The organism is Candidatus Thiothrix putei (assembly GCA_029972225.1).
GTDB classification, from domain to species: Bacteria; Pseudomonadota; Gammaproteobacteria; order Thiotrichales; family Thiotrichaceae; genus Thiothrix; species Thiothrix putei.
In genome coordinates this window covers 3,428,107-3,454,304 of the sequence record CP124756.1, presented here as the reverse complement: position 1 = coordinate 3,454,304, position 26,198 = coordinate 3,428,107, and the positions used below count along the sequence as shown (strand labels likewise).

22 protein-coding genes are annotated in these 26,198 nt (G+C 49.5%); 10 read left to right on the top strand and 12 right to left on the bottom strand.

Annotated features, from left to right (window positions below):
* The first annotated feature begins 140 nt into the window (after positions 1-140).
* A complete protein-coding gene (locus tag QJT81_17610) occupies positions 141-494 on the top strand; it encodes a hypothetical protein (protein WGZ93595.1) in 354 nt (117 codons plus the stop codon).
* Positions 491-694 (top strand): hypothetical protein, encoded by a 204-nt coding sequence (locus tag QJT81_17605; GenBank protein WGZ93594.1) that lies wholly within the window; start codon positions 491-493, stop codon positions 692-694. Before QJT81_17610 ends, QJT81_17605 begins: the two co-directional genes overlap by 4 nt.
* A 469-nt stretch (positions 695-1,163) precedes the next feature.
* Here QJT81_17605 and QJT81_17600 read toward each other — a convergent pair whose 3' ends face one another.
* Positions 1,164-2,285: an OmpA family protein gene (locus QJT81_17600; protein WGZ93593.1), complete on the bottom strand. Its 1,122-nt coding sequence runs from the start codon at positions 2,283-2,285 to the stop codon at positions 1,164-1,166.
* 126 nt (positions 2,286-2,411) lie between these two features.
* Here QJT81_17600 and QJT81_17595 point away from each other — a divergent pair, with 126 nt between their 5' ends.
* Positions 2,412-3,779: a DUF3131 domain-containing protein gene (locus QJT81_17595; GenBank protein ID WGZ93592.1), complete on the top strand. Its 1,368-nt coding sequence runs from the start codon at positions 2,412-2,414 to the stop codon at positions 3,777-3,779.
* Here the strand turns inward: QJT81_17595 and QJT81_17590 are convergent.
* Genes QJT81_17590 through QJT81_17565 form a run of 6 tightly spaced genes read right to left on the bottom strand, consistent with a single transcriptional unit; the run spans position 3,776 to position 10,229 of the window.
* Complete coding sequence (locus QJT81_17590; GenBank protein WGZ93591.1) at positions 3,776-5,488, bottom strand: hypothetical protein; 1,713 nt, start codon at positions 5,486-5,488, stop codon at positions 3,776-3,778. The two genes, QJT81_17595 and QJT81_17590, sit on opposite strands and share 4 nt — an antisense overlap.
* 52 nt (positions 5,489-5,540) lie before the next feature.
* Positions 5,541-6,998: a DUF3131 domain-containing protein gene (locus QJT81_17585; GenBank protein WGZ93590.1), complete on the bottom strand. Its 1,458-nt coding sequence runs from the start codon at positions 6,996-6,998 to the stop codon at positions 5,541-5,543.
* A complete protein-coding gene (locus QJT81_17580) occupies positions 6,985-7,512 on the bottom strand; it encodes a hypothetical protein (protein ID WGZ93589.1) in 528 nt (175 codons plus the stop codon). Before QJT81_17580 ends, QJT81_17585 begins: the two co-directional genes overlap by 14 nt.
* A gap of 34 nt (positions 7,513-7,546) precedes the next feature.
* On the bottom strand, positions 7,547-9,295 hold the full coding sequence (locus tag QJT81_17575; protein ID WGZ93588.1) for a response regulator: 1,749 nt from the start codon (positions 9,293-9,295) through the stop codon (positions 7,547-7,549).
* Positions 9,295-9,843, bottom strand: coding sequence for a heme NO-binding domain-containing protein (locus QJT81_17570; GenBank protein ID WGZ93587.1), 549 nt, complete (start codon positions 9,841-9,843; stop codon positions 9,295-9,297). Before QJT81_17570 ends, QJT81_17575 begins: the two co-directional genes overlap by 1 nt.
* A gap of 35 nt (positions 9,844-9,878) precedes the next feature.
* Positions 9,879-10,229: an Hpt domain-containing protein gene (locus QJT81_17565; GenBank protein WGZ93586.1), complete on the bottom strand. Its 351-nt coding sequence runs from the start codon at positions 10,227-10,229 to the stop codon at positions 9,879-9,881.
* A 164-nt stretch (positions 10,230-10,393) separates the two neighbouring features.
* On the opposite strand from QJT81_17565, the gene QJT81_17560 reads away from it, so the two are divergent.
* Positions 10,394-11,593, top strand: coding sequence for a SpoIIE family protein phosphatase (locus QJT81_17560; GenBank protein ID WGZ93585.1), 1,200 nt, complete (start codon positions 10,394-10,396; stop codon positions 11,591-11,593).
* On the opposite strand, the gene QJT81_17555 is transcribed toward QJT81_17560, so the two are convergent.
* Both QJT81_17555 and QJT81_17550 read right to left on the bottom strand, forming a co-directional pair.
* Positions 11,585-13,243, bottom strand: coding sequence for an ATP-binding protein (locus QJT81_17555; GenBank protein WGZ93584.1), 1,659 nt, complete (start codon positions 13,241-13,243; stop codon positions 11,585-11,587). The two genes, QJT81_17560 and QJT81_17555, sit on opposite strands and share 9 nt — an antisense overlap.
* A complete protein-coding gene (locus QJT81_17550) occupies positions 13,240-14,394 on the bottom strand; it encodes an FIST C-terminal domain-containing protein (GenBank protein WGZ93583.1) in 1,155 nt (384 codons plus the stop codon). Before QJT81_17550 ends, QJT81_17555 begins: the two co-directional genes overlap by 4 nt.
* Before the next feature lie 210 nt (positions 14,395-14,604).
* Between QJT81_17550 and QJT81_17545 the strand changes: the two genes are divergently transcribed.
* The 6 genes from QJT81_17545 to QJT81_17520 are packed head-to-tail and all read left to right on the top strand — an operon-like array spanning position 14,605 to position 22,012.
* Positions 14,605-14,943, top strand: coding sequence for an STAS domain-containing protein (locus tag QJT81_17545; GenBank protein WGZ93582.1), 339 nt, complete (start codon positions 14,605-14,607; stop codon positions 14,941-14,943).
* Positions 14,944-14,977: 34 nt separating this feature from the next.
* Positions 14,978-16,168 (top strand): NDP-sugar synthase, encoded by a 1,191-nt coding sequence (locus tag QJT81_17540; protein WGZ93581.1) that lies wholly within the window; start codon positions 14,978-14,980, stop codon positions 16,166-16,168.
* Positions 16,168-16,599, top strand: coding sequence for an ATP-binding protein (locus QJT81_17535; GenBank protein ID WGZ93580.1), 432 nt, complete (start codon positions 16,168-16,170; stop codon positions 16,597-16,599). Before QJT81_17540 ends, QJT81_17535 begins: the two co-directional genes overlap by 1 nt.
* A gap of 2 nt (positions 16,600-16,601) precedes the next feature.
* A complete protein-coding gene (locus QJT81_17530) occupies positions 16,602-18,818 on the top strand; it encodes a glycoside hydrolase family 2 TIM barrel-domain containing protein (GenBank protein ID WGZ93579.1) in 2,217 nt (738 codons plus the stop codon).
* Between the two features lie 12 nt (positions 18,819-18,830).
* A complete protein-coding gene (locus tag QJT81_17525) occupies positions 18,831-20,699 on the top strand; it encodes a cellulose synthase catalytic subunit (protein ID WGZ93578.1) in 1,869 nt (622 codons plus the stop codon).
* A complete protein-coding gene (locus QJT81_17520) occupies positions 20,696-22,012 on the top strand; it encodes a DUF3131 domain-containing protein (GenBank protein ID WGZ93577.1) in 1,317 nt (438 codons plus the stop codon). Before QJT81_17525 ends, QJT81_17520 begins: the two co-directional genes overlap by 4 nt.
* 49 nt (positions 22,013-22,061) lie before the next feature.
* Here QJT81_17520 and aroB read toward each other — a convergent pair whose 3' ends face one another.
* The 3 genes from aroB to pilQ are packed head-to-tail and all read right to left on the bottom strand — an operon-like array spanning position 22,062 to position 26,194.
* A complete protein-coding gene (aroB, locus tag QJT81_17515) occupies positions 22,062-23,138 on the bottom strand; it encodes a 3-dehydroquinate synthase (protein WGZ93576.1) in 1,077 nt (358 codons plus the stop codon).
* A complete protein-coding gene (locus tag QJT81_17510) occupies positions 23,125-23,661 on the bottom strand; it encodes a shikimate kinase (protein WGZ93575.1) in 537 nt (178 codons plus the stop codon). Before QJT81_17510 ends, aroB begins: the two co-directional genes overlap by 14 nt.
* Positions 23,662-23,713: 52 nt before the next feature.
* On the bottom strand, positions 23,714-26,194 hold the full coding sequence (gene pilQ / locus QJT81_17505; GenBank protein WGZ93574.1) for a type IV pilus secretin PilQ: 2,481 nt from the start codon (positions 26,192-26,194) through the stop codon (positions 23,714-23,716).
* Positions 26,195-26,198: the final 4 nt, after the last annotated feature.

The window sequence follows — 26,198 nt, the reverse complement described above, 5'->3', positions numbered from 1 at the left end:
CCCTGAGACGAAAAAGCCGGACGTGTTTCGGCTTTTTCTTTGATATACTAACGTCTATGAGAATATACCTTGACAACTGTTGCTTAAACCGCCCATTTGATGACCAGTCTAACCCGCGTATTCATTTGGAAGCTGAAGCGGTGAAAACGATCCTTTCCTTGTGTGAGGACGACAGTTGGATGTTGGTGAGTAGCGACGTACTGCTGTTTGAAATCAATAATGCCCCAGAGGTTCAGCGCAGCAACATTTTACAATTGATGGCGCAACTCGCCAGTGAAACCATTCCCCTGACCGAAGCAATTAAGCAACAGGCAACCCTCTACCAATCCGCTGGCATACAAGCATTTGATGCCTTCCATTTGGCAAGCGCAGTGGGGCAAGTGGATATTTTTCTAACTACCGATGACAAATTTTTGAAAAAAGCACAGCAAATTCCTGGTTTACAGGTCAAAGTGTTGAATCCCCTGCAATGGCTAGAAGAGGTTTTACCATGAGCGGCGTAAGAAGTTACCAAACAGAACACGAAATCCAGCGTCAGGCATTGCAAGCGTTACGCAGCAGTCTCGGCGTGGTTGGTCTAATTCGCTTCATGCAGCAATACGACAAAGGCTATGGCAACTACACCATTGACCGTCAGGCATGGCAGCAAAATTATACGGTCGATAGCTTGTTTGCAGCGATGAAAGCAGCGTGATGAAGCGCGTTAATTGTTTAATACCCCGAATGTTGACCGTATCCGAGATAAAATTGCTGCGGCAATCTAAGGCTGAAATCGCTAAAAGAGTTAGCGAATTAGTACACCTGAAAGCAGAAAATGCTTACGCCGCGCCCGTGGATTATCGCAAAAAGCATTAGGCAGATATCCTCCATGTGCAGCAACCTGCTATCGCCAAATTACATCTCAAAAGACTTTTGCATACTGCCTGATGCGCTTTATTTTGGTTTAATCGGTGTGATCATGACACTCCGAGATAAAATTGCTGCGGCAATCTAAGGCTGAAATCGCTAAAAGAGTTAGCGAATTAGTACACCTGAAAGCAGAAAATGCTTACGCCGCGCCCGTGGATTATCGCAAAAAGCATTAGGCAGATATCCTCCATGTGCAGCAACCTGCTATCGCCAAATTACATCTCAAAAGACTTTTGCATACTGCCTGATGCGCTTTATTTTGGTTTAATCGGTGTGATCATGACACGCCGATTAGCTGCCCACGCAGTTTCATTATCACCGTCTACTAAGGGCTTGCGCTTGCCGTAAAAGCGTAGGTCAAACTGTTCTTCATCGACCCCGTTATCGACCAAATAATTGCGAATAGCCACCGCCCGCCGTGCTGAGAGTACATCATTGTATTCATGGCTGGAACGTTGGTCGGCGTGCGTTTCGATGCGGTAACGGTATTGTGGGCAGGCTTTCATATTGTCGGCGATTTTGCCTAAAATCCCACCCTTCGCATCACTGATGTCAACGGCGGCGGTTGGGAAAATTTCGGCATACAACAAAATCGCGGTATCGCAGGCTAAGGCTTCAGCATCGTTGGTTTCGCGCAATTCTACAGGTTTGGCAGTGTTGGCGGGTGGAGTATCTTTTGCGGGCTTATCAGTGCTGATAGCTGGGGTATCTCTGTCGGGTTTTGCTGGTGTCTGCCCCGATTTTTTCTGCCAGGCTTGGTAATCTTTGTCAGCTTTTTGCTTGGCTGCGATGAAATCATCGACGGTTTTTAACACGACTTCGCTGAGCCATTTGCCCACATTGTTGCAGTCCGTGGTGTTGTGACCTTCGCCCCACGTTGCCAGTTTGTGGTGCAACAGCGGGTCACGTAGGGTCATCGCTCCTTGGGAGAACGATGTCCAGATACCGGCGGTGCAACAGGCGGCGTTGTATTCGATGCGCGGTTCGCCGGGTTTGAAGGGACCTAAGTGTTTGGGGTAGGAGGGGAACATGCTCATTTCGGGTTGCCCCGCTGTGGTTTCCATTTCTTCTTTGCTTAATAAGCGCATTCCGGCGGTGCTTAAGCGTTGTTTGACGGCTTCTTTGAGGTCTTTTTGCAACTTGACATTTTTGGGTTTGGCACTGCTGATTACATCGTCAATATTGATGTAAAGTGCGGTTAAACCGTGCAACGCGAGGCTGCTGGGTTGGTAGTCTTCTTTGCCGATGGGTACGGCTGGCGTGTCGCAGACCGGGTAAAGGGCAGCAGATTTGGGGGTATCGGCGTGTGTGTGTGGCACGGCTAACCCTGCCATCGCGCACAATATTGCCACTTGCAGCGGGCGTTTTGGGAACATGGGCATCACCTTTATTGTTATGATTGCTAGATTCGATAATAGGGCTACGTTTGTCTGACGGCAATTGACTTCCGACGACTGCACGGTAAAAATCAAAGTCCCCAGTGCAGGAACAATCATAAAACCATGCTGCGCCTTAGCTTAACCTTAGCCTTGATTATCAATGCGTGTGGCGGACTCTGGCTGAACCCTGCCATTGCTGACGCTGCGCAACCCAGTAAACCCACGTATTGCCCAGCTCGTGCCGGTGAGTTAAACGAGCGCGATAAAGCAATGGCGCGAATCGCTTGGCAGTATTTCGAGAATAACTTGCAAGCAGAAACGGGTTTGGTAAATGCCGCTGATCAATACCCATCTACTACTTTATGGGATGTCGGCTCAACACTTGCTGCGTTTATTGCGGCAGAAAAGCTGGGCATTATCCCGCGTGAACGTTTTGATCGCATGACCAGTCAGATGCTGGATACCTTACGGCATCTGGATTTGTTTAATGGGGAAGCACCCAACAAAGTCTATAACACCAAGACGGCGCAAAAAGTGGATTACCGTAACCAGCCATCAGCGCAGGGTATTGGGGTTTCTACTTTGGATTTGGGGCGTTTGGTGTCGTGGTTAAATATCCTGAGTTGTTTACACCCTCAACACCAAGCCAAGGCGCAACAATTACTGGAAAGCTGGAGTTTCTGTCGTTTGCTGGAACATAACCAAATGTATGGTCTGGCCTTCAAAGATGAGTCTGGCAAGGTGGAAGTGCAGCAGGAGGGGCGTCTGGGGTATGAGCAATATGCAGGCAAAGCCTTCCAACAGTTGGGTTTTGATATGAGTCTTTCCGCACGCTATCACAATCAGTATGCGACTCAGGCGGAGGTATCGGGTGTGGAATTGTTGGTAGATTCCCGCGATGCATCCACACTCGGCGCACACAATTACGTGGTATCCGAATCTTATGCGATGGATGTGCTAGAGCATGGGCTGGATGAAGAAAACAAACCACTGCTGGAGGCGATTTACACGGTACAACAGCGCCGTTGGGAGCAAACCGGCAGGGTTACGGCTGTGTCTGAAGATAATCTCGATCGCAAACCTTATTTCGTCTATAACACGATTTTCAGCGATGACATACCTTGGGCTGCAATCACGGATAAAGGTGAGGATATGTCGGATTTGAGAAGCCTATCAGTGAAAGCGGCAGTGTCGATGGCTTATTTGTTTCCGGAGCGCGAGTACAGCAAGGTACTGTTGAATGCAGTGAAGGATGCGCGTAACCCGAAAGGTGGTTGGTATTCAGGCATTTACGAAGACCCTGTTAAAGGGTTCAACAAGGCAACCACCGCGAATACCAATGGCGTTATTTTGTCAGTGTTGCTGCATAAGCTGTACGGCTCACTGAACCGCCAATGTGACCGGTGCGGTAAGGGCGTTAAATTGTCTGAAGCATTTCTCCGTATCAATCAAAATAAGCGACAGTGTTTGGCAGAGGGGCGGTTTCGTTAAAATTGCCAACTTCGACTAACCGTGATTGCCCCATCTTTTAGGTTATCACCGGGAAAATCGTTTTTACCGTAGTTGGCGTATTCGATCTTCCATGAGCCTGGTTTTGGGTTGGAATAACCAACAGCATAATTCCAGTTAGGTTTGTCACCCTCTAGTGGCACGTTGGCAGTAGTGCGGGCATATACCTTGGGTGTTGGATTCCACTGTAGTGTACCACTAAGACTAGGTTTGCCTTTGAGAGGGGCGCTCACGTTGGCGGCCGCAGCTAGGTTGCGTTTTTTCAGTGTCTCAGATTTAACTTTATAGCCGATATTGGCGACTGCTTTGTCCAATGCTAAGCCGTCGCCGGGTTTGAGTGGCCCCCAGTTATTGACTTGAGCAGACCATCCACCCGGTTTGTTATCGGCATAGCCAGCACTCCACGAATACCCAAGCTTCTCTTGTTTGAGGGAGGCATTACCGCTGACAAACCAATTGGGTTTGGGCGACCAAGTAGCACTGGCAGAGATCGTATGATTACCCTCTTTCAATGAGATTGAATCAGCAAAGTTACCAGCCAAGCGCAATTTCTTTTTCTTTTGGGGATCAACGATACCTGTTGTGCTGTGTGCCTGGGTTTCTGAAGTGTATTCCTCCATGTACATGGGAATATCACCACCTGCGGTTATTGGCACAATCGCAGGTAAAGTGATTTCACTAGCGACTGCGCGAGTAGGTGCGACTGTTTTTCCTTGGTCTCCTCTTGCACCTTCTGCGACTTTTTGTCTTAAAGGCAGATGTGGGATAGGTATCTCAGGTGTTGCAATGACCGGTATGACCAATGGTTCAAGTGCTTGTTCAAGTTTTAATGTTGGTCGATCACTGGGTTGTGCTTGTTGGTTGACCGCAACAATGGTTGGGAAGCGTGTTGTACGCGGTAGGGCCGGAAGCATCTGTTTAGTTGACTTTTTAGCCTTTTCCGGTTTTTTTGCTAGGGCGGTCGCTGCTGTTTTTGCTGGTGTCACAGGTGATGCGAGTGGCATTTTGATGTCGGGCGGTGTTTTTTTTATCGAGGTTGTTGTATCGGTGTGTGGGGTAGCTTCACAAGAGGGATGCCATGCAAAAGGGTACGCTTGTGGTTTTGTTAAGGTTTCTAACATGACTACGGCGCGATGCTGATCCACGAGACGTGGGGCTTCTGCTTCGCTTGCCAATAACCCTGTTTCTGGGTGAGGAAAACACTGTTTGCGGTAAAGCCGGTGTAAAAATAAGTGGTAGGCATTAGGGCTGAGACGAATTTCATCCAGCAAGAGCGGTACAAAGCGTGCAGGTGGATCAGGTGTTAAAAATCCCCATGTTCTGAAGCCACGCCAATTCAATGGCACTTTGTCGGCGGCCGGGTATTTTTTTAGTTCGGAATGTTGCCACTGCACATCGTAAAAACGCTGTTCTTCTAAGACTTGGCAGTAATCCCATTGCAAAGCCACGCGCTCTGCGGTTTCGCGTAGTTTCGGAAAGCGTTCGATGGTTTGTTGCAAGGTATGCAGTGCAATATCCAGTGTGCCTGCGTGTAGGCTGGCTTGTTGTGGTTGTGTGCCTAACCACTCATCCGGCCAGTGTTGACCGGGTGGAGAGATGTTGAACAGTGTTTCGAGGTGCTGCGCTGCCTTGTCACTATTGGCAGCACATGAGAGGTCTTCCAAGCGTTGTAGCAAAGGGGGGTGTGCCATGAGCGTCGCTGGGTAGGTGAAACTACCAGCAGCTACTAATAGCAAAAGCGGGTTATTCAGTCGTACAGACATCACATGTTTGCGGTGTACTGACATCCATTTTCAAACTACGCTGACACCGCTTGCACACTGGGGCAAACTCGCCGTATTTTTTGTACAGCAACAAGCTCATGATAATTCCGTTGGTATTCGCGGTGATGGCTTTATTGTAACCGCCGCCACTTTCATAAATACCGGAATACCAGCCGCGCTCAGGGTCGTAAGCGGAACTGATGGTGTAAGCCAGCTCTTTACTATAAGGGTCATCAGGGTATAGCAATGCCATGGACATAGCCGCTTTGATTGAGGTGGTTTTGAGGTTATCGTAACGCACGCCTTTATCCGTGGTGGTGTTCCACGGCAACCCGGCGGTGAAAATCGTGTTGTACAAGAAGTACGGCTTTTGGTCGATATTGTCTTCGGAAACGGCGGTGACAATACCCGTTTCTTCCCAGCGGCGTTTTTGCACCTTGTAAATATTATCCAGTAAGGGTCGGTTTTCGGCATCAATACCATTTTCAATGGCATCCATCGCATACGATTCGGTTACGACGTAATTGTAAGCACCCAGATCACGGGGATCGCGGCGGTCATAGGCAATCGGTACATCATAAATATTGATAGTTTCCCGGTATTCATTGTCATAAACCGCAGACACACGCTGATCGTAGCCTAATTCACGGAAAATTTTCCCTGCGTATTGTTCGTAACCTAAACGACCTTCTTGCACCACGCTGATATTTTTGGATACCGGGTCGCGATATAAGCCGTACATTTGCCCTTTACTGATTAAGCGTGTCATATCCCAACGTTTAATGACTTGTTGAGCGGGGTAGGCGTATTTAGGGTGCATACAACTTAAGGTATTCAACCATGAAATTAGGCGTGCCAGATCCAGCGTGGAAACTCCGATACCGTCAGGGGTAGGCTGATTTCGATAATCCACCATCTCACCTTTAATGGTATGGTAAACCTTGTTGGGTGCTTCCTTATTAAACAGCTCCATGCTGTTAAGGGTTTTGAACATGGTTCGGATGCGCTCATCGAAGGTTTTGTCGTCGATGATGCCGAAATCGTGGGCGGCAATGGTGGCGGCTAATGCCGAACCGGTATCCCACATGGTGGTGGAGGGGTATTTATCTGCTGCGTTATACAGTCCTGTTTCGGGGTTGTAATTGTTTTCAAAGTATTGCCAGGCAATTTGCGCCATTTCCAAGTCTTTACTGCACAGTGCTTGGGATTCACCTAAGCAACTATTATCTGGCGCTGTAGACAAGGCACAAAACGTATCAGAACGTGTGGGATTGGTTCGCGCCCCCAGCAGTGAGAGTAAGCTTTGGCTTTGGGATGATGCATGGTTAACGCCGCTTTGCACAGGCGGTGCGGTATGACTCACGAAAAAGATGATAATGCCTGCCAGTAATAAGCCTGCCAGCCAGGCGAATGCAATATTGAGATTATTTTTGTTCATTATTGAGTTCCCCCAGAACGGTTTCCAGTTCTTTACGTACCGTATCCGGTGCTGTAGTGGTGTCGCCGCTTTTCCACGCTGTGACCAGTTTATCAATCGTACCCATTAGCCCTTGCAGACGTGCTTTGTGGGCGTTGAAGGTATCGCCTGCTTGCCAAATAGGTTTCTTGGTGCTGCCAAGTTTTTCAGCGGCTTCTGTGCCTTTGCCTGCTGCCCGCAATTGGTTTGCTTGATTGACTGTGCCGAGGAGTTGGTACAAGTCGATACGCTGTTGTAGGGTGGTCAGTTTTTTCTTGGATGCCTCATCTGCTTCTTGCCCCAGTTTACTGGTGATAGCATGAATCGCTTCGAGTTGGGCAGTGAGCGGCGCAAGGGTTTCTGTTAGTGCCACGGCTGAATCTTGCTGCAAGGTATTCAATGCGGCAAGTTCGGTGCGGAGTTGTTGATTCTGGAAGGTTAGATAACAGACGAGCACCAGCAACATACTAAGCAAGACATGCTGAACGTGATTCATCGGTGGTTTTCCCCTTATTGTTATTGTATGGGTATTAGACAGTGGCCGGACACCATTCCCTGAGGGTAACTGCCAGCGTATCCAATTGAATCGGTTTGGTCAGGCAGGCGTTCATTCCGGCTGCTAGGTATTCCTTCTCATCGCCTTTCATAGCATTGGCGGTGAGGGCAATAATCGGCACGGAGTTGTCAGGAAATTCTGCACGGATGTGCCGGGTGGTTTCCACACCACTCATGCCGGGCATCTGAATATCCATCAGGATCAGGTCGAAAGTTTGGCTACGTATTTTATCAAGTGCTTGAAAGCCATCTTCAGCTAAGGTCACGCGATAGCCTAGTTTGGCTAACATGCCTTTGGCAACGAGTTGGTTAACTTTGTGATCTTCTACCACGAGAATGTGTGTCCCCATTTGAATGACATCGGCTTTATTTTGGCGAGCCTGCATGACTTGAGGGGTTTCGGTGGCCAAGAGCGCCGACTCCGAGGTAGGCCGTGATGCCGTTGTGAGTAAACCGAGCAATTTGCTTTGGGTCACCGGTTTCAATAAACAGCTACAATGTTGCTGCAAATCTATTACGCCACACTGCTTGCAACTGCTGGTTTGGGGGGAAATATTGCACAGACGCACAGGATGGGGCAGTGTGTTTAAACGTTCTAGTAACTGGTTTAACTTAGCCCGCTGCGGAAGCGGGTAACTTTTATAGTCGGTGATTAACCAGTCAAATGATTGCCTGTCGAGTAGTTTATTAGCCGCGTCTATATCGCTGGCAACGACGCAGTCAGCTCCCGTATTGTATAATTGTTCTGCGGTCAGTTGGGCGTGTAGTTCAGGGTATAACAATACCAGGCAGCGAGTAGTTAGTAGTGAACCGCAGGTTGCCTGATTGTTACTGGCTGCGAAAGGTATTTCAAACCAGAAGGTGCTGCCTTGCCCCAATTCGCTGTTAACGCCAATTGTACCGCTCATTAATTGCACCAATTTACGGCTTATTGCCAGTCCTAAGCCTGTACCGCTGCCATTGTGTTGATCGTAACGGTTGATTTGGCTGAAGGCGTGAAAGAGTGCGGATTGTTTGTTTTGTGGAATACCCACTCCAGAATCTTGTATTTCAACACGGATACCGATTGTAGTGTGAGTGGCTGGCAAAATACGCAGGATAATCTGCCCTTGCTGGGTAAACTTGATGGCGTTACCGAGCAGGTTCATTAATATTTGGCGCAGACGTAATGCATCACCGTGTAAACAATTGGAGACGCGCTTATCCACAATCGTAAACAGTTCCAGATGTTTTTGGCTGGCGATAATTCCCATGGTTTCGATAATACTGGGGAGGGTTTCACTTAATTTGAAATCTTCTGCTAGCAATTCGAGTTTGCCTGCATCTAGCCGTGAGATGTCAAGAACGTCGTTGATAATACCCAGTAATGATTGTGCCGATTGCAGCGTCATTTCAACTTGACGGCGTTGATTGGGATCCAAGGGCGTGTCCTGCAACAAGGTCGTCATGCCGATGATGCCATTCATGGGGGTACGAATTTCATGACTCATGGCGGCTAAAAAAGCGCTTTTGGAACGACTCGCAGAAAGTGCTTGATCACGCGCTTCGACTAACTCGCGGGTACGCTCGATGATCATTTGTTCGAGTGAATCAGCTTGCGCCCGGAGTTCTTGGTTAGCTTGGTATAAGGCGAGGCTTTTACTTTCCAGCAATTGTTCTGCCTGTTTGCGAGCGCTGCGCTCACGTTCTAGGCGGCGTTGCAGGCGAGTTATTTCGTCATTCATCACACATCCAACCGGGTGATGTGAAATTCAACATGTGTACCTTGACCCGCAGAGCGGTCAATCATTTCGATGTGCGCATTGACTTGATAGTGCGTCAAACAGCCTTCGATCAAGCCTTCTGCTAAGGTAGCAAATGGGTGCTTGGAGCGGTAAATCATGGTTAATTTTTGCGTGCCTTCGCGTGCCGTATAAAAAGTCGGCAGTTCAGCATCTGGATAGAGTTTACGTACTTCAACGTGGACATAATTTTCGATGGAGTCCAGAAAATCAAAGGCATCCGGTGTTGATTCAAAAAAGCTAGGGTAAAGCGCGACAAATCGGCTGAACAAATAACGCCCAAATGCTTTGATCAGATCGGGTACTGGCATTCCGGTTTGTTTGGAAAGGTTTTGCACCAGCGTGACCATTTCGGAATGGGGATAAGTACCTACTGCTGTATAAGCACCGCCAGAGGGTAAGTCGGATGCTTCAATAATGTCATCCACCATATCAGCCGAAAACGTTTGTTCCACCATTTCCAGAAATTCCGTAAACACTAAGCCTTTCATGTACTATTCCTGTTGTTATGATTGTTCGTTTATTTTTAAGCAATAGCTGGTTGCTGTTTGAGCCAACCGACAACTTGGGTAAATTCCGCACACAAGTGGTTTAGGTGTGTTCGGGCGATTTGCTGATCATGATGATCTTTGTAGTCTTCGAGTAAGTTGGTGAATTCTGCTAACTGGAATGCACCAATCAACTTACTGCTGGATTTGAGTTTGTGGCAGAGTGTGCCTACTTGTGTACTGTCTTGCGTGGCGACACAGTGTTGGAGCAGAACCAGTGACTGTTCGGTATCCGTGAGAAAAAATTCTACCAGTTCGGTGAATTCGTCAGCCATGATTTCCTGCAACAGTGCATAGGTTTCTTCATCGACAGGAGTGATATGAGTCATTTTTATACCTTAACCTGTTGGTTATGATGATCCGACAAACGTAAAGGATGCCATTTGCCGGAATTGTATTTTTTATCATTTTTATCTATATGGACATCTTGTGTTTTAATGATAGCATATCTCTATCCGAGTGTTAATAACATCATAAAAACAAGATATAGCTAATGAACATCTTAGTCGTCGATGATGCCAGAGATATGCAGTTGATTCTGCGCCGTATTCTTACCCTGATGGGACACCAGGTAATGCTGGCGGAAAACGGTGAGACTGCTTGGCAGTTGATTCAGCGACATCATTTTCAATTGGTCATCAGTGATTGGGTCATGCCGATCATGGATGGTCCAACATTATGCCGTACTGTGCGCACGGCTGAGTTGCCGTATTACGTGTACATTATTTTGCTCACGGGTATGTCCGGTAAGCAAAACCTGATTCAGGGGATGGAAGCGGGTGCAGATGATTTTGCCACCAAGCCGATTGTGCGTGAAGAATTAGAAGTGCGTTTGCGTGCTGCACAAAGAGTATTGGATTTAGAACATTCGTTGGAAGATAAAAACCGTCATTTGGAAAGCGTGAATCATTCGTTATCGGCAGCACAGCAATTGATTCAAAGTGATTTGGAACGGGCAGCGGTGTTGCAAGCAGGCGTGTTGCCTAGCCAGAAAGCGTTTGGGCGCATTGCTGTGGATTGGTTTTTCCAGCCCGCACAGTATATTGGTGGGGATACGTTTAACTATTTTCCCATTAATGATGATCTGTTGTTTTTCTACTCTATTGATGTCTCTGGGCATGGGATTGCATCCGCTTTATTGTCGATGTGTTTGCAAACGTTACTCAGTGCTACCAGTGAGTTGCATTGTTTGGAGGAGTTGGATGCACGTACCGTTGCAACTTTTCCGTCACGTTTAGCTGAACGTCTGAATCATCATTTACATTATCGTTTGGATACGGGCGATCATTATCTCACCTTGATTATGGGGGTGGTCGATACGCGTCAGGAGCAACTGTATTTTGTGCAGGCGGGGCATCCGCAGCCGTTTTTGTATAGCCCCATGACAGCGCAATTGGAGCAGATTGATTGCACTGGCTTTCCCATTGGGTTGTTGCCCGATATGGCGTATGAAACCATTCATTTGCCGTTTCCCGCTGGCAGCCGCTTTATTTTGTATTCGGATGGGTTGCTGGAGTTGCAAGAAGCTAATGGTGAGATGATTACCGAGGCAACGCTAAAAAGATGCCTGCAACCGCTGATGCAGCAGCCTGCCAGTCAGGTGATTCAGCAATTAGCACTGAAGTTAGGGTTGAATAGCACAAGCACAGAAAAGCCAGATGATATTTCTTTGTTAATGATTGATTTATGTTGAAGGACATGAGTGTGCTAAGACTTCCAGCAAGTCCTGTACATTAAAGGGTTTGCTGAGAAAATTATCCATTCCCGCTGCCAGGCATTGTTCCCGGTCGCTGTTCATGGCATTCGCGGTCAAAGCAATGATTGGTGTATGCGTTAATTGCTGGCTTTGTTCTTGTGAGCGAATTCGGGTGGTGGCTTCCAATCCATCCATAATCGGCATTTGCACATCCATGAGGATGACATCAGGGCGGGTCTGTTCCCATGCATGTAGCGCTTCTTGCCCGTTTTCTGCAACTTTGACGTGATGCCCTGCTTTGTTTAACAGGCGCACAGCCAGCATCCTGTTAATGGCGTTGTCCTCTGCAAGGAGAATATTGAGGGGGCGTTCGGTACGTTGCAGGGATTGCTGTGTTGGTTTCGCGCTGGGGGTGAGCTGTGTGGAGATGGTGAACGGTACACTAAAATAAAAAATACTGCCTTCACCGGCATCACTTGCTAACCGTAAACGTCCGCCCATCATGGTGATGAGTTGTGACGAAATCGTTAAGCCTAAACCTGTGCCACCATAACGCCTAGTGATCGAGCTATCTGCTTGTTGGAAGGGCTGAAAAATGTTGGCTTGTTTGTCAGGGGGAATGCCAATACCCGTATCACGCACGGCAAATTGCACACAGACTTGACCGTTTGGCGCACCACTTTGCAAGCTGATGGTGACGTTTACTTCCCCGCGCTCGGTGAATTTGATGGCATTGCCGACCAGATTAATCATGACTTGGCGCAAGCGTCCTTCATCACCTTCGAGAGTGTCGGGTATATCAGCCGCTATTTCCCATTGGAACGTGAGGTGCTTACCCTTTGCCCGCAAGGCAAGTGGTGTAAAAGTGTCCTGCAATAAGGGGCGTAACTGAAAGGGAGTATTGCTGAGTGTTAGCGTTCCAGCTTCAATGCGTGAAAAGTCGAGGATTTCATTAATGATGTCGAGCAAGGCGTTGGACGATGATTTGATCATGCCTAGGTGTTCGCGTTGGGAGGCGGAAACTTCACTATACAGCATCAAGTCCGTCAAGCCGATAATGCCATTCATGGGCGTGCGGATTTCGTGGCTAATCATCGCCAGAAACTCGCTTTTGGCTTTACTGGCTTTTTCGGCCATTTCCTTGGCTTGGAGTGCTTCTTTGCGAGCCTCTTCTAAATAAGCATGTTGTAGGCAGGCTAGGCAAGCTGTTTCGAGGCGCTTGAGTACTAAACCTAATGCCAGCATGTATGTGTTTGGCAGTGGTGGGTCGCGCACTAAGACGAGTAGGCCATTGTCACCAATTGGCATAAAGTGGTAGTAGGAACCTTGTATTGAAATGATTTCCCCCGGTTTTTTAATGAACCAGTCCTGTTTAGCAAAGTGTTGTACCTGTGTAGCTAAGTGTGGCAGGTCTGTTTCTAAGGTTCCGCGTAAGGAGGGGGAGCTGTAACAGGGTGGCGGAGCAGATGCATTGTCTTGATTTTTTTGAGCAATGCTTTGGTGCAGCCAGATATAGCCGCTGCGGCAATTCAATAGCTTCAAAGCAGGGGGCAGAAACTTGCGTAACATGATGCGCAAATCCAAATCCTGCCCAATCAGTAGGGCGAGGGCGTATTGAACAGAAACCAGTTCTAGAGTTGGGTTCATGCCAGTGTGCTCTCTGTTTGCGTGATGATGCCTAGCACAATGGTTTTATTGAAAAATTCTAGGCAAGTGTGACCTGCATCCGCGATTTCACCCAATGATAAAGCGCCCACTAGTGGTACGTTGTTAGGTAGGGGGGCGTGAATATTGTTAATCTCTTCGGCAAAACGCGTTTCTAAAAAGAGGGTGCGACTGATGCAGTCAAACAGTAAAGCCAGTAGCGGGGGCGCTTGTACCTGCATCGCGGTGGCTGCACAGGTACGGGAAGCTGCCAGCAGGTCATCGGCCTCCCCCTTGAGGATGTAGATAATATGATTGGCAGGAACCTCCCCGACACAGGTAAGTTTATTGTCATTGTTAAAGAGCGGGTCACGTACCACAACATCGCCGTTCAGACGCTCTAAGCCAAATGGATAACTTTTTGCCAGATCGAAAAATTCAACATCTTGAAAACGTTTGCCGCTGTCTGCTTCCACTACTTGTCGGTAAACCTCGAAAGCGGGTTGGTAGTCGATTGTGGTAATGGTGTTTTCGTAAGCTCCCGTAACGAAAAAAGGCCCTGCAAACTTATGCCAGCCATGTTCAATACCAAGGTTCAATGGTTGTTGAATGGCGATAATTTGTGCACAATCAACCCGTAAACCTTGGTTGCTAAATAAACAAGGTTTTGGCTTAAAACTTAAGGAACCGGCTCCACCACCGATGTACTGGCAACTATCACCGAAGACTTCATAGATACCTTCTAATAGTGCTGCAATCCGCTTGCTAAGGCCATCGACTAAGGTCACTAGGGTTGAGTGCGGGGGAATCAATGCAGACAGCGCTTCGGCTGCCTGAAAATAATCTTCGTCAGGGTCGGATAAGTGCTCAATATGATAAACCTCACTGAGCATCGGTAAGCCGCATACAATGCTACCACGTTGAAGTATCTCGCCGTTGGCAATGATTTCCGGGAATATACCGCCAAAAATGGGAATAGGGAACGTTTGTAAGTGCTTATCCAATTGTGAGGGGGTGAATCCATTGGCATCAGCAGCCAGCACAAATACACTCTGTGCACCTGCTGCCAAGGCGTTATCCAATAATTGAAATAAGCCTTCAGGTGTTCCACTTTGGTCAACGAATAGCCGGGCAGGTAGATGGTGAGCACACATGATGTGGTTTCCTGTACTTACTTATTGTTTTCATGAAATCTATTGTTTGATTATATGAGGTTTGCCACACATAAAAAAGGATTATCATATTTTGTAAGAAGGATCGACCGTTCAGGAGACAATTATTGCCGTTTGGACTAATTGGCGTATACAATATATTTATAAAAAAATAAGCCGGATTGGTTCTTAAAAACAACGAGGACAACAAGAATGAAACTCTCTACTCATGTTCAAGGTGAATTCACCGTCGCTACCATCGGCGAAGCTCGTATGGACGCCGCCATCGCTCCTGAACTTAAACACCAAATTAGCCAACTGCTCACCGATGGCACTACGCGTATTGTGTTGGATCTTAGCCAAGTCCAATTCATGGACAGTAGCAGCCTCGGTGCATTAGTTAGCTTATTGAAAATGGTGGGTAATCGTGGCGATCTGATCATTGCAGGTGCAAAAGGTATTGTGGCTGACCTCTTTAAGCTGACCCGCATGGATCGCGTGTTCCGCATGGCAGATAGTGTTGAGGCGGCACTGGGTGCTGTTGTTGCCTAATTGATAGCGTTTCACATCTGAGGAGGTGCTTTCTATGAAGGCAATGATTCTGGCAGCGGGTAAAGGTACGCGGGTACGCCCTATCACCAATGAAATGCCAAAACCCATGATCCCGATTCTACGCAAGCCCGTGATGGAGTCCATTGTCGAGTTACTACGTACTCATGGTGTACAAGATATTGTGGTGAATACCAGCCATCTTGCGCCTGTGATCGAAAACTATTTTCGTGATGGTCATCAGTTAGGTGTACACCTAGCTTATTCCTACGAAGGCTATATGACAGAGGAGGGGTTGGAGGGTAAGGCGCTTGGCTCTGCTGGTGGCATGAAGCGTATCCAAGCCTTTTCTGGCTTTTTCGATGAGACCTTCATTGTGTTGTGTGGCGATGCGTGGATTGATCTTGATCTCAGTGAAGCACTGCGCCAACACCGAGAGAGGGGGGGGGTTGCGACCATTATCTTGCAGGAAGTGCCGCAGGCTGAAGTCCACAAGTACGGGGTTGTGAAGTTGGATGACCGTCAACGTATTGTGCAATTCCAAGAAAAACCTCAGCCGGAAGAGGCTGTTTCTAACCTGATCAATACTGGCATTTATCTATTCGAGCCAGAAATTTTTGATTACATTCCCGCTGGGGTGGAATATGACATTGGCAGTCAGCTATTCCCTGCATTAGTGGCGGCAGGTGAAGAGTTTTTCGGTATCAAGATGGATTTTCAATGGGTAGACATTGGTTCAGTGCCGGATGTGTGGGCAGCCACGCGCCAAGCCTTGCAAGGTGAGATTCACGGTTTTCAAATGCCGGGCAAAGAAGTGCGCCCCGGCGTATGGACGGGAATCAATGTCAGCGTGAATTGGGAACGCGTCAAAATTACCCCGCCTGTGTATATCGGCAGTAGCACCAAAATTGAAGCAGGCAGCAAGATTACCGGGCCGTGCATGATTGGCGCGAATTGCTTAGTCGAGTCTGGTGCGGAAATTCGAGAATGCCTGATTAGCGATTACACCCGTATTGGCGGTATGGCTGCGCTTGATCACAAACTGATTTTCGGTGGGGACTGCATTTCCCCAGATGGCGATGTACTAAATGTTAGTGACGCGCAAATTCGTTGGTTAGTCGATGATCGACGTCGGGTGCTGAACCCAAGTGACATTCACGACATGATGTTGTTTAGCAATATGCACAGTTTCTACAGTGAACTGTTGCCGGAAACGGAGACAGCCTAATGGAAACGAAGTATCAACATTATGACATTCGGCTGTCTATCGACAGTCGCTTGGAACAAGTACGTGTGCTGTCTGGTGCGTTACGCGGTATCGGTAAGGAACTTGAACTTTCCGACGATCAACTAGGGCAACTCGAATTGATGATGGTGGAAGCCGTCAATAACGTCATCGAACATGCTTATGAAATGCAGGGCGGTAATGATGTGCGGGTGCGGGTGGAATATAACCCTGAAGTGGTGAATCTGATCATTTCTGACAGCGGTCGCACCATGCCAGAGGCAGTGCATTCCGAGGCGCATGAGATGCCTGACCCAGAAGATTTACCGGAAGGCGGTTGGGGCATGGGATTGATCCATTTGCTGGCAGATTCCATTCGCTATATCCGTGATGCCAAGGGCAACCACCTGCACGTCAGCAAACAATTGGCTTGAACATGAAACGGCTGGTCTGGGCAGTAATGATGGTGTGGCTGCTGTTCTTGCAGGGGTGCAGTGTCATGCCGTCCAGTCAACCGGATGTTGTCAGCAAAACGGGTTCGTTGGCGGGGCAGTGGGAATTTCTGCCCTCCGGTTCGGAAGCGATGCCCGCTGCCAAAGCCGTATGGCAAACCATCAATGTTCCCGGCAACTGGTACACGCAAGGCTATGACCATCACGGCGTGGCATGGTATCGGCTCAAGTTTAACGCGAATACGTCCCCTGAAACCGTGTCTACCCTGCATTTTGACGGGGTGGACTACTTTGCCGCTGTGTGGTTGAACGGGCAAAAGCTCGGTTCGCACGAAGGTTATTTTCAAGCCTTTGCCTTTGATGTTTCGCAGTATTTGAAGGCTGGCGAAAATAGTTTGTTGGTACGGGTGAACAGTCCGCAGGAAAAGGCGGAAGATTATTCACTGCGTAAACGACTGATTAAAGGCATTTTCGCTCACCACGATACGCGCCCCGGTGGGGCTTGGTCGGATCGGGGGCAGGAACAGAATACCGGCGGCATTTGGGGTGAGGTGCGTTTGCAGCAATCTCAGCAGGTACAGCTTGCGCCGCAACGTGTGCAGGTGCAGCCAGTGCAGGGACTGGAGCAGTGGCAGGTGTTGGTGGATTTAGATGTGTTGGGGGAGTTGCCGCAGGGAAGCCAGCTTCAATGGACGCTGGAAGAGAAACCCCTCCCCAACCCTCCCCTTATCAGGGAAGGGAGCAAGAAAACATTCAGCGGTACTCTTCGCTCCTCCCCTGATAAGGGGAGGTTGGGAGGGGTTTTTTTCCCCATCGCCCACCCCAAACTCTGGAATCCGCACGGCTACGGCGACCCCAACCTCCACACGCTAACCGTCAGCGCGGTACACGATGGCAAAATACTCGATTCCTTCGAACGCACCATTGGCTTCCGCAAAATCCGCCGTTCGCCGCAAGAAATCTGGAGCATCAATGACCAGCGTATCCAGCTCAAAGGCACGAATTACATCGCTAACCAGTGGCTCAGTGAGATGTCAGCGGCTGATTTTCGCCGCGATATTCAATTGATGCTGGATGCGAATATCAACACCGTGCGCGTCCATGCCCACGTCACTGCCCCCGAATTTTACCGTTTGTGCGATGAAATGGGCTTGATGGTTTGGCAAGATTTCCCGCTGCAATGGGGTTATCAGGACACACCTGAATTCCACCAACAAGCTGTATCGCAAGTGGGTGATATGATCCGCCAGTTCGGGCAATACACTTCCATCATCCAGTGGACGTTGCACAATGAACCACCGTGGGATGCGGATTGGATGAAGTGGAAGTACAAAGATTACAACCCGCAGCAAAACAAAGTGCTGGATAACAAGTTGCATCATGCAGCACTGGCGTTGGAAAAAACTCGCCCGATCAGCATGATTTCTTCCACCAAAGAACACCCGTGGTTGGGTTGGTATTCTGGTCATTGGCTCGATTACGCCAAGCCGACCAAGCCCGCCACCATTGCTGAATTCGGTGCGCAAGCCTTGCCGGATAAGACAACCTTGCGCAAGATTCTGGGGCATGAAGCAGAATTGCCCACCACGGATGTGACATGGGAGGAATGGGCGTTCCATAACTTCCAGCGCAAGGAAACCTTGGAAATTGCCAAAGTCCCGCAAGGCAAAACGCTGGATGAATTCATCAATAATACCCAGCAATACCAAGCCCGCTTAAACCAGCTTGCTGCCGAATCGTACCGTCGCCAAGCGTATCGTCCGGTTGGGGCGTTGTTCCAGTTCATGCTGGTGGAAGACTGGCCGTCGATGAACTGGGGCATGGTGGATTTTTGGCGCAAACCCAAGCCGGGGTATTACGCGTTGCAACGTGCCTACCAGCCCATTTTGCCGAGTCTGGCGTGGAGCAAGGTGGATTACGCCGTCGGTGAAACCATTACGTTTGGTGCGTGGGCGTTGAATGACAGCACCGCGAATTATTCCAACGCACGTTATGACATCAAGCTGTTACGCGGCAAGCAAACACTGGATACGCAAACATGGGCATTCAACCTGACGGCGGATATGCACCAGCACTTGCGGGATTACACCGCACCTGCATTGGATGCGGGCGAATACCGTCTGGAAGCCGCTATCCACGATGCGCAAGGCAAGCTGTTAAGCAGCAACGAATACCGTTTCACCGTTCAACCACAACAATAAGAATGCACAGTTATGGGATTCTATTTCGACAAATTTGAAGACCGCAAACCCGAACCGCCGTTGGAATATTCAGCGGTGACGGAAAGTATTTGGCAATTTCTCGCCGTCATCGCCCTGACCTTGGGGGCGTGGTATTTGTGGTGGCGGTGGACGGCTTCGCTTAACCCGGATGCGCTGTGGTATGCGATTCCACTAGCATTTGCGGAAACCGCCTCCTACTTCGGCTTGGGCTTGTTCGTGTTCAACTTGTGGAAAGTGCAGGATTACGCGCAATTACCACCACCTGCCAGCTTGAGTGAAGTAGTGCGCCCTGATCATGGCGAAGAACGCCCGCTGAAAGTGGATGTGTTTTTCCCCAGCTACAACGAAGACGTGGAGCTGGTACGTTTGAGTATCCGCGATGCCAAAAAGGTCACGTATCCGCATTCGATTGAGCTGAAAATTTTCGTGCTGGATGATGGCAAGCGTGCGGAAATGCGCCACGTCGCCGAAGAGGAAGGTGTGGGTTACATTACCCGCACCAGCAATATCGGTTTCAAAGCGGGCAATTTGCGCAATGCAATGGAGCAAACTCACGGTGATTTCATCGTGATTTGCGATGCCGATACGCGCCCATTCCCGACGATTTTGGAACACACGCTCGGCTATTTCCGTGACCCGGATGTGGCGTGGGTGCAAACCCCGCAATGGTTCTTCGATTTGCCGGAAGGTAAGCGTTTGCCCGATGTATTGGGTAAATATCTGAAAGCCCCTGGTCGTTGGCTGGGTAAAGGCGTGGAAGCAGTGATCGGCGAAATGCGCGTCGGTGAAGACCCGTTCGTTAATGAGCCGAAGATGTTTTACGACATTATCCAACGCCGCCGCAATTGGGCGAATGCGTCGTTTTGTTGCGGGGCAGGCTCGATTCATCGGCGTGAAGCAGTGATGGAAGCGGCACTCAAAACCTATTCCGATACCATCGAAAAGCAGGTCGGTAAGCAGTCCAAACAGTTGCAAAAGCTGATGGGTGGTGAAGCACTCGATAGCGGTTTGGTGCAGGAAATGCGCCATCAGGTAGCGGGCGAGGAGGAATTTACCCCGTACCGTTTCCACGTTTCCGAAGATATTTACACCTCGATTGTGCTGCATTCGGATGAAGATCGGCATTGGAAATCGGTACTGCATCCGGCGGTTGAATCCAAAATGTTGTCGCCGCAAGACTTATTGAGTTGGACGGTGCAACGCTTCAAATATGCAGGTGGCACGTTGGATATTGTCATGCACGACAACCCGATGACGCGCAAAGGCATGAGTTGGGCGCAACGCTTGATGTACGGTGCAACCGCGTGGTCATACCTTGGCGGTATCTGGAATATGCTGTTTTTGGCAGCGCCGTTGATTTATTTGTTTAGTGGGATTGCGCCTGTGAGTGCGTATACCGGCGATTTCTTCCTGCACATTTTGCCGTTCCTGATTGCGATGGAATTGGCGTTTATGGTGGGGACGTGGGGGATAGCGGGCTACCGTTCCAAAGCCAGTTACTTGTCGTTTTTCCCGGTGAATCTTCAGGCAATTTGGACGGTGTTGAAGGGGGAGCAGATTAAGTTTCCGGTGACACCGAAAGACCGGCAAGAAGGTAATTTTTTCCATCTGGTGCTGCCGCAATTTGCGGTGATTGTGTTGACGGTGCTGGGGATTGCGTATGCCAGTGTGCAGTTTTTTGTGCTGGGCAATAGCGATTATTCGATAGGTGGGATTTTGACCAACCTGTTTTGGGGGCTGAATAATATTTTGGCGTTGAGTGGGATTGTCATGGCGGCGTTTTGGCAGCCGGAGACAGACGAGGTTGCTGAGGAAGTGGCTCAACCCCAACAGTATAATAATAACGAGGTGACAGTATGAGTTTTAAGCAGGGCTTGGTGCGTGCGCGTAGCCATTTGATTTTTTTGACAGGGTTAGTCACCGCGTTTGGTTTGGTGGGCTGGTTGGAGGGACTCAGTGTGGGCAATGCGAATACGCCTGAGGCGATCATTGAAGCCAGCACGGATGTGAATATTGCCCCGCCTCGCCCGTCGACGGCGGAGGAAATGGCGTGGGCAAAAACGGCGTGGAAGTATTTCCAGAACAATACGATTTCTGAAACCGGCTTGGTGAATTCGGTCGATAACTACAATGCGTCGACGTTGTGGGATACTTCGTCCTATCTGATGGCAGTGATAGCGGCGCAACGCTTGGGGATTATTGATCAGGTTGAATTCGATGCGCGTATTTTCAAAGCCCTTGATTCTCTGACGAAAATGGCGCTGTTTGAAGGCAAGTTGCCGAACAAGTCCTACAACACGATTTCCTTGCAAATGGTCGATTACAACAATCAGCCGAGCGAGAAAGGCATTGGTTGGTCGGCAATCGACATCGGGCGGGTGCTCGTGCCGCTCAACGTATTGGCATGGCATTACCCGCAACACACCGCTTCCGTTAAAAAAGTGATGGAACGTTGGGATACGCAGCCGATGCTGGTCAACGGTGTGTTGCAGGGTGCTGTGGTCAATGATGATGGCAAAACCGAATACCTACAGGAAGGGCGTTTGGGCTATGAAGAATACGCGGCGAAATCCTTCAATCTGATGGGCTTGGATGTCTCGAACTCGTTGCGTTACACCGATTTTCTCAAGTTTGTGGACATTGGTGGCATTCAAGTGGCGACCGATAGCCGCAGTGCGCAGCAATACGGGGCGCACAACTACGTGGTGAGTGAACCGTACATTCTGGATGGTGTGGAATTCGGTTGGGATCATCTGTCGCAAGAATTGGCATGGCGCGTGTATAAGGCACAGGAAAAGCGCTTTGCTGAGACGGGTATTCTCACCGCTGTGTCCGAAGACAATATCGACCAGCCGCCGTACTTCGTTTACAACACCGTGTTTACCGATGGCAAAATCTGGAACGCGATTTCGGAAAAAGGCGAAGATGCGAGCCAGTTTAAAACCTTGAGTACCAAGGCGGCATTTGGCTGGCACGTGCTGTATGAAACCGATTACACCAAGAAATTGGTGGAGAAGGCGGCGACATTGGCTGACCCCGAACGCGGTTGGTATTCCGGTTTGTATGAAGTTAGTGGTCAGCCGAACAAAGCAATTACCGCCAACACCAACGGCATCATCTTGGAGGCGTTGGCGTATAAGCAGGGTGGTAAGCTGATGAAGTTAGGAAAATAACACCGTGGTAGGTCGGACTTTAGTCCGACAAGTCGGGCTGAAGCCCGACCTACAGGGTTCGGTTTAACACGCGCTTGAGTGCCGCCGGATCAAAGTCGGCGGTGACGATGGATTCACCCAGTGATTTCATGAGGATAAGGCGCAATGTGCCATCCAGCACTTTCTTATCCACCGACATATAGCGGGTGAAGTCTTCGCCCGTCATTTGTGCAGGTGGGTCAACGGGTAAGTTAGCCCGTTGCAAAATGTGGCGCGTGTAAGCCACGTCATCTGCCGTTAACCAGCCCATTTGCTGCGATAATTCCGCTGCCATCACCATGCCGGTTGCAACGGCTTCGCCGTGTAGCCAGTTGCCGTAACCCATTGCCGCTTCAATCGCGTGCCCGAAGGTATGCCCTAAGTTCAGTAAAGCACGTTGCCCTGATTCGCGTTCATCTGCTGCCACGACTTCGGCTTTGTGTTCACAGGAACGAAAAATCGCGTAGGTCAATGCGTCGGGATCACGCGCCAACAGCTTATCCATATTGGCATCCAGCCATTGCAGGAAGGCAGGATCACGGATCAGACCGTATTTCACCACTTCCGCAATGCCTGCACTGAGTTCGCGATCAGCGAGTGTATTCAAACTGTCGGTGTCGATCAGCACGCATTGTGGCTGGTGGAATGCGCCAATCATGTTCTTGCCGAGTGGGTGGTTTACGCCCGTTTTGCCGCCGACGGATGAATCGACCATTGCCAGCAAGGTGGTGGGGATTTGGATGAAGTTGATGCCACGCTGGTAACTTGCCGCCGCATACCCCGTCATGTCGCCCACCACACCGCCGCCCAGCGCAATCAGCGTGGTTTTACGGTCGGCTTTGTGTTCCAGTAAGTGGGTGTAAATCTGGTTGAGGACATCGAGATTTTTGTAGCCTTCACCATCGGGAAGGATAACGGCAGAGTGTTTCAAACCCGTGAGCAAGCGTTGCGTGGCTTCCAGATACAGCGGGGCAACGGTGGTGTTGGACACGACTACCGCGCTTTTGCCTTTGATGTGCGGTGTGACCAGCTCGGCCTGTTGCAGCAAGCCTTGCCCGATGTGGATTGGGTAACTGCGCTCGCCAAGGTCGAGGTTAAGGGTTTGCATGGGTAACTTCCTGTAATTGTTTGAGTTTGTTTTGAATTTCGCGCAGAATGACATTCACTTTTTGTTTGCCCGTTGGCACGACTAAATCAGCGACTTCCAGGTAATACGGTTCGCGGGTTTTGAGCAAGTTGCGCAAGGTTTGCAACGGGTTTTCGGTTTGCATCAACGGGCGGCTGCGGTCGTGTTTGATGCGCTGAAAGAGCTGATCGGCGGACGCTTTTAAGTAGATCACGCAACCGCCCGCTTTAATGTGTTCGCGGTTAGTCTCGCGCAAAACACTGCCGCCGCCAGTGGCGAGTAAGATGTCGGGTAAAGTCGTGAGTTCGGCAATGATTTGTTCTTCACGCTCGCGAAAGCCAGCCTCTCCTTCAAGTTCAAAGATGGTGGGGATGCTGACACCCGTGCGCTCTTCGATCACCCGGTCGGAATCGTAGAAGGTTAGGTTCAGTCGTCGCGCAAGTTGTCGGCCTATGGTGGATTTTCCCGCGCCCATCAATCCCACCAGAATGATACTGTTTTGCATGGGGGATTTATGCCAGCACTGGGCGCGGGAATCAAGCAGCTTGTGGACTGCTTTAGCGTTTACTGTCCACAATTTTCGGGGTAACAAAGATCAGTAGCTCACGATTCTTGTTGCTGTTGTTGTCGGTGCGGAACAGTCGGCCTAACACGGGCACGTCACCCAATACGGGTACTTTGGTTGTGCCACTGAGGGTTTCTTCTTCATGCACACCACCAAGTACTACCGTTTGACCGTTTTCTACCAGCACTTTGGTTTGCACTTCACGGGTGTTGATGCTGGGGACGCCGGAGAAGATTTGCCCTACGGTGTCCTGATTCACTTTCAAGTCCATTGAAATGTGTTCGTCCGGGGTAATTTGTGGCGTGACTTCAAGGCTTAACACCGCTTTTTTGAAGGCTACGTTCGCCGCACCGCTGGAAGACGCTTGCAGGTAAGGAATTTCTACACCTTGTTCGATCAGCGCTTTGGTTTGGTTGGAGGTGATCACCCGTGGGCTAGAAATGGTCTCGCTCTTACTTTCGGCTTGTGAGGCAGAGAGTTCGAGATCGACCAAGAAGTCCTTACTCAAAATGGAGAAGCCGTAACTGCCAATCGCGCCAGTCACCGGTAAGTTGACACTGAGGCGGTCATTGAGACCGGGGATGGTAACAGTGCTTTTACCTGTTGTGTCGGCAAGGGCTTTGGTGGCACTTTCCCAGTACTTGTCAGTGCCAGCGCCAAGATGGCCGGTTCCCATGCCGATACTGTCTTGATTCACCCACATGGGCGTGACGCCGAAACGTGCGCCGAGTTCTTTGCCAAAGGTGTCATTGGCAATGACAATGCGTGATTCGATTAGGACTTGTTCGACCGGAACGTCGAGTGCTTTCACTAAATCGCGAATGGCTTTGACTTGCGTTGCCGTGTCTTGCACCAACAGGGTATTGGTACGTTCGTCCACCGACACTTTGCCGCGCGGCGAGAGCAGGGACTGTTTGTCTTCGCCTTTGGATTTTTCAATCAACGCCGATAGTTCAGTTGCTTTGGCGAAGTTGATGGCAATGTATTCCGTTACCAACGGTTCCAGCTCTTGCTTGGCTTTGATGGATTGCAGCTCTTGCTGTTCTTTCGCGGTCAATTCGGCAGCAGGTGCGACCCAGATGACGTTGCCGTTTTCGCGCATTGCCAGATTTTTGGATTCGAGCACGATGTCGAGGGCTTGATCCCACGGTACATCTTTGAGGCGCACCGTAATGTTGCCCGCTACGGTATCGCTGACCACGATATTTTTGTCGGTGAAATCGGCCAGTAATTGCAGTACCGCCCGTACTTCGATGTCTTGGAAGTTGAGCGAGAGTTTTTCGCCGGTAAAGTTTTTCTTTTTCTGTTCTCCAGCCAATTTTTCTTCTGCTGATACTTTGAGTTTGTCGATATAGACGGTGTACTCATTGCCATTACGTTTGGTACGGTGTTCAAACCCTTCGTGACTGGAAATACGAATTCGTGCGCCGTCATTGCGTTGTGCTACGTCAATGCCGCTGACGGGTGTACCAAAATCCATGACATCCATACGCTTTTGCAGATCGCTGGGGACATCAACATCAGCCAATGTAACGGTGATGGTGTTGCCGCTTTTACTGTCGCTAACTTGGGTATTGGCTGAGGGTAGGTTAATGATGACTCGTCCGCCACCGTCAGGTTCACGTCGGAAGTCAACACCTTGCAACTGTGACGCTGCATTAACCGCTGTAGATGCTTGAACAGGGGGTAATGGCGTAGCTGTTGGAGCCTTTGCTATGACGGGGTTGGCTACAACGGGAGCCGTTGCTTTAGGGGCTACGGCTACAGTTTTATTGAGTGGCGCGGGTGCGGGAGTTGTTACCGGCGCTGTTGTATCGGGTGGTGTATACCAAGCGTAATCAGTTGGTAATGCCTGAGGAATAGGCAGTTCTGGCAATGGCAAAGGTTTGTTGGCTGAAGGTAGAGACGCAAGATTTTGCGTCTCTACGACGGATGGTTTTGCCGCTGTTTGTGGTTGTGGTGGGATCACAAAAGTGGGGGGGGCTGCCGCTATTTCAGTTTTTGGTGCTGGCGTGAAGGTATCGGATGCGGCTTTACCGCTACGTTGCATCGCGGGAGCAGGCGTCTTTTGGTCATGCTTGTTGCCTGTGTTGTCAAACAACATGACAACGGTGTTACCACGTGACTCAACGGTATGGTCAACCAGCCCATTTAAATGCACGACCACCCGTGCTTTGCCTTTGTTATTGGCTGCGTCTATCGTTTGCACTTGCCCTAAGTTAACGGCTTTGCTGCGGGTATTGGGCGCAACTTCGGTAGCGGGAAAATCAAAGACTAGCCGTGAAGGATTTTCCATGAGAAAACCTTTTGGCAATTCTACTGGGGAGCTGAATTGCAATTGGATTTCAGTTTTATTGCCCGCAGATTGTGCTGTAATATTTTGCAGTTGCTTGTCGGCAGCGAATACCAAGCTGCTGGCAGGGGTGCAGGCCATGAGAATTGCCAAAGCAACACTTTGCTTTATTGTTTTCATTTTG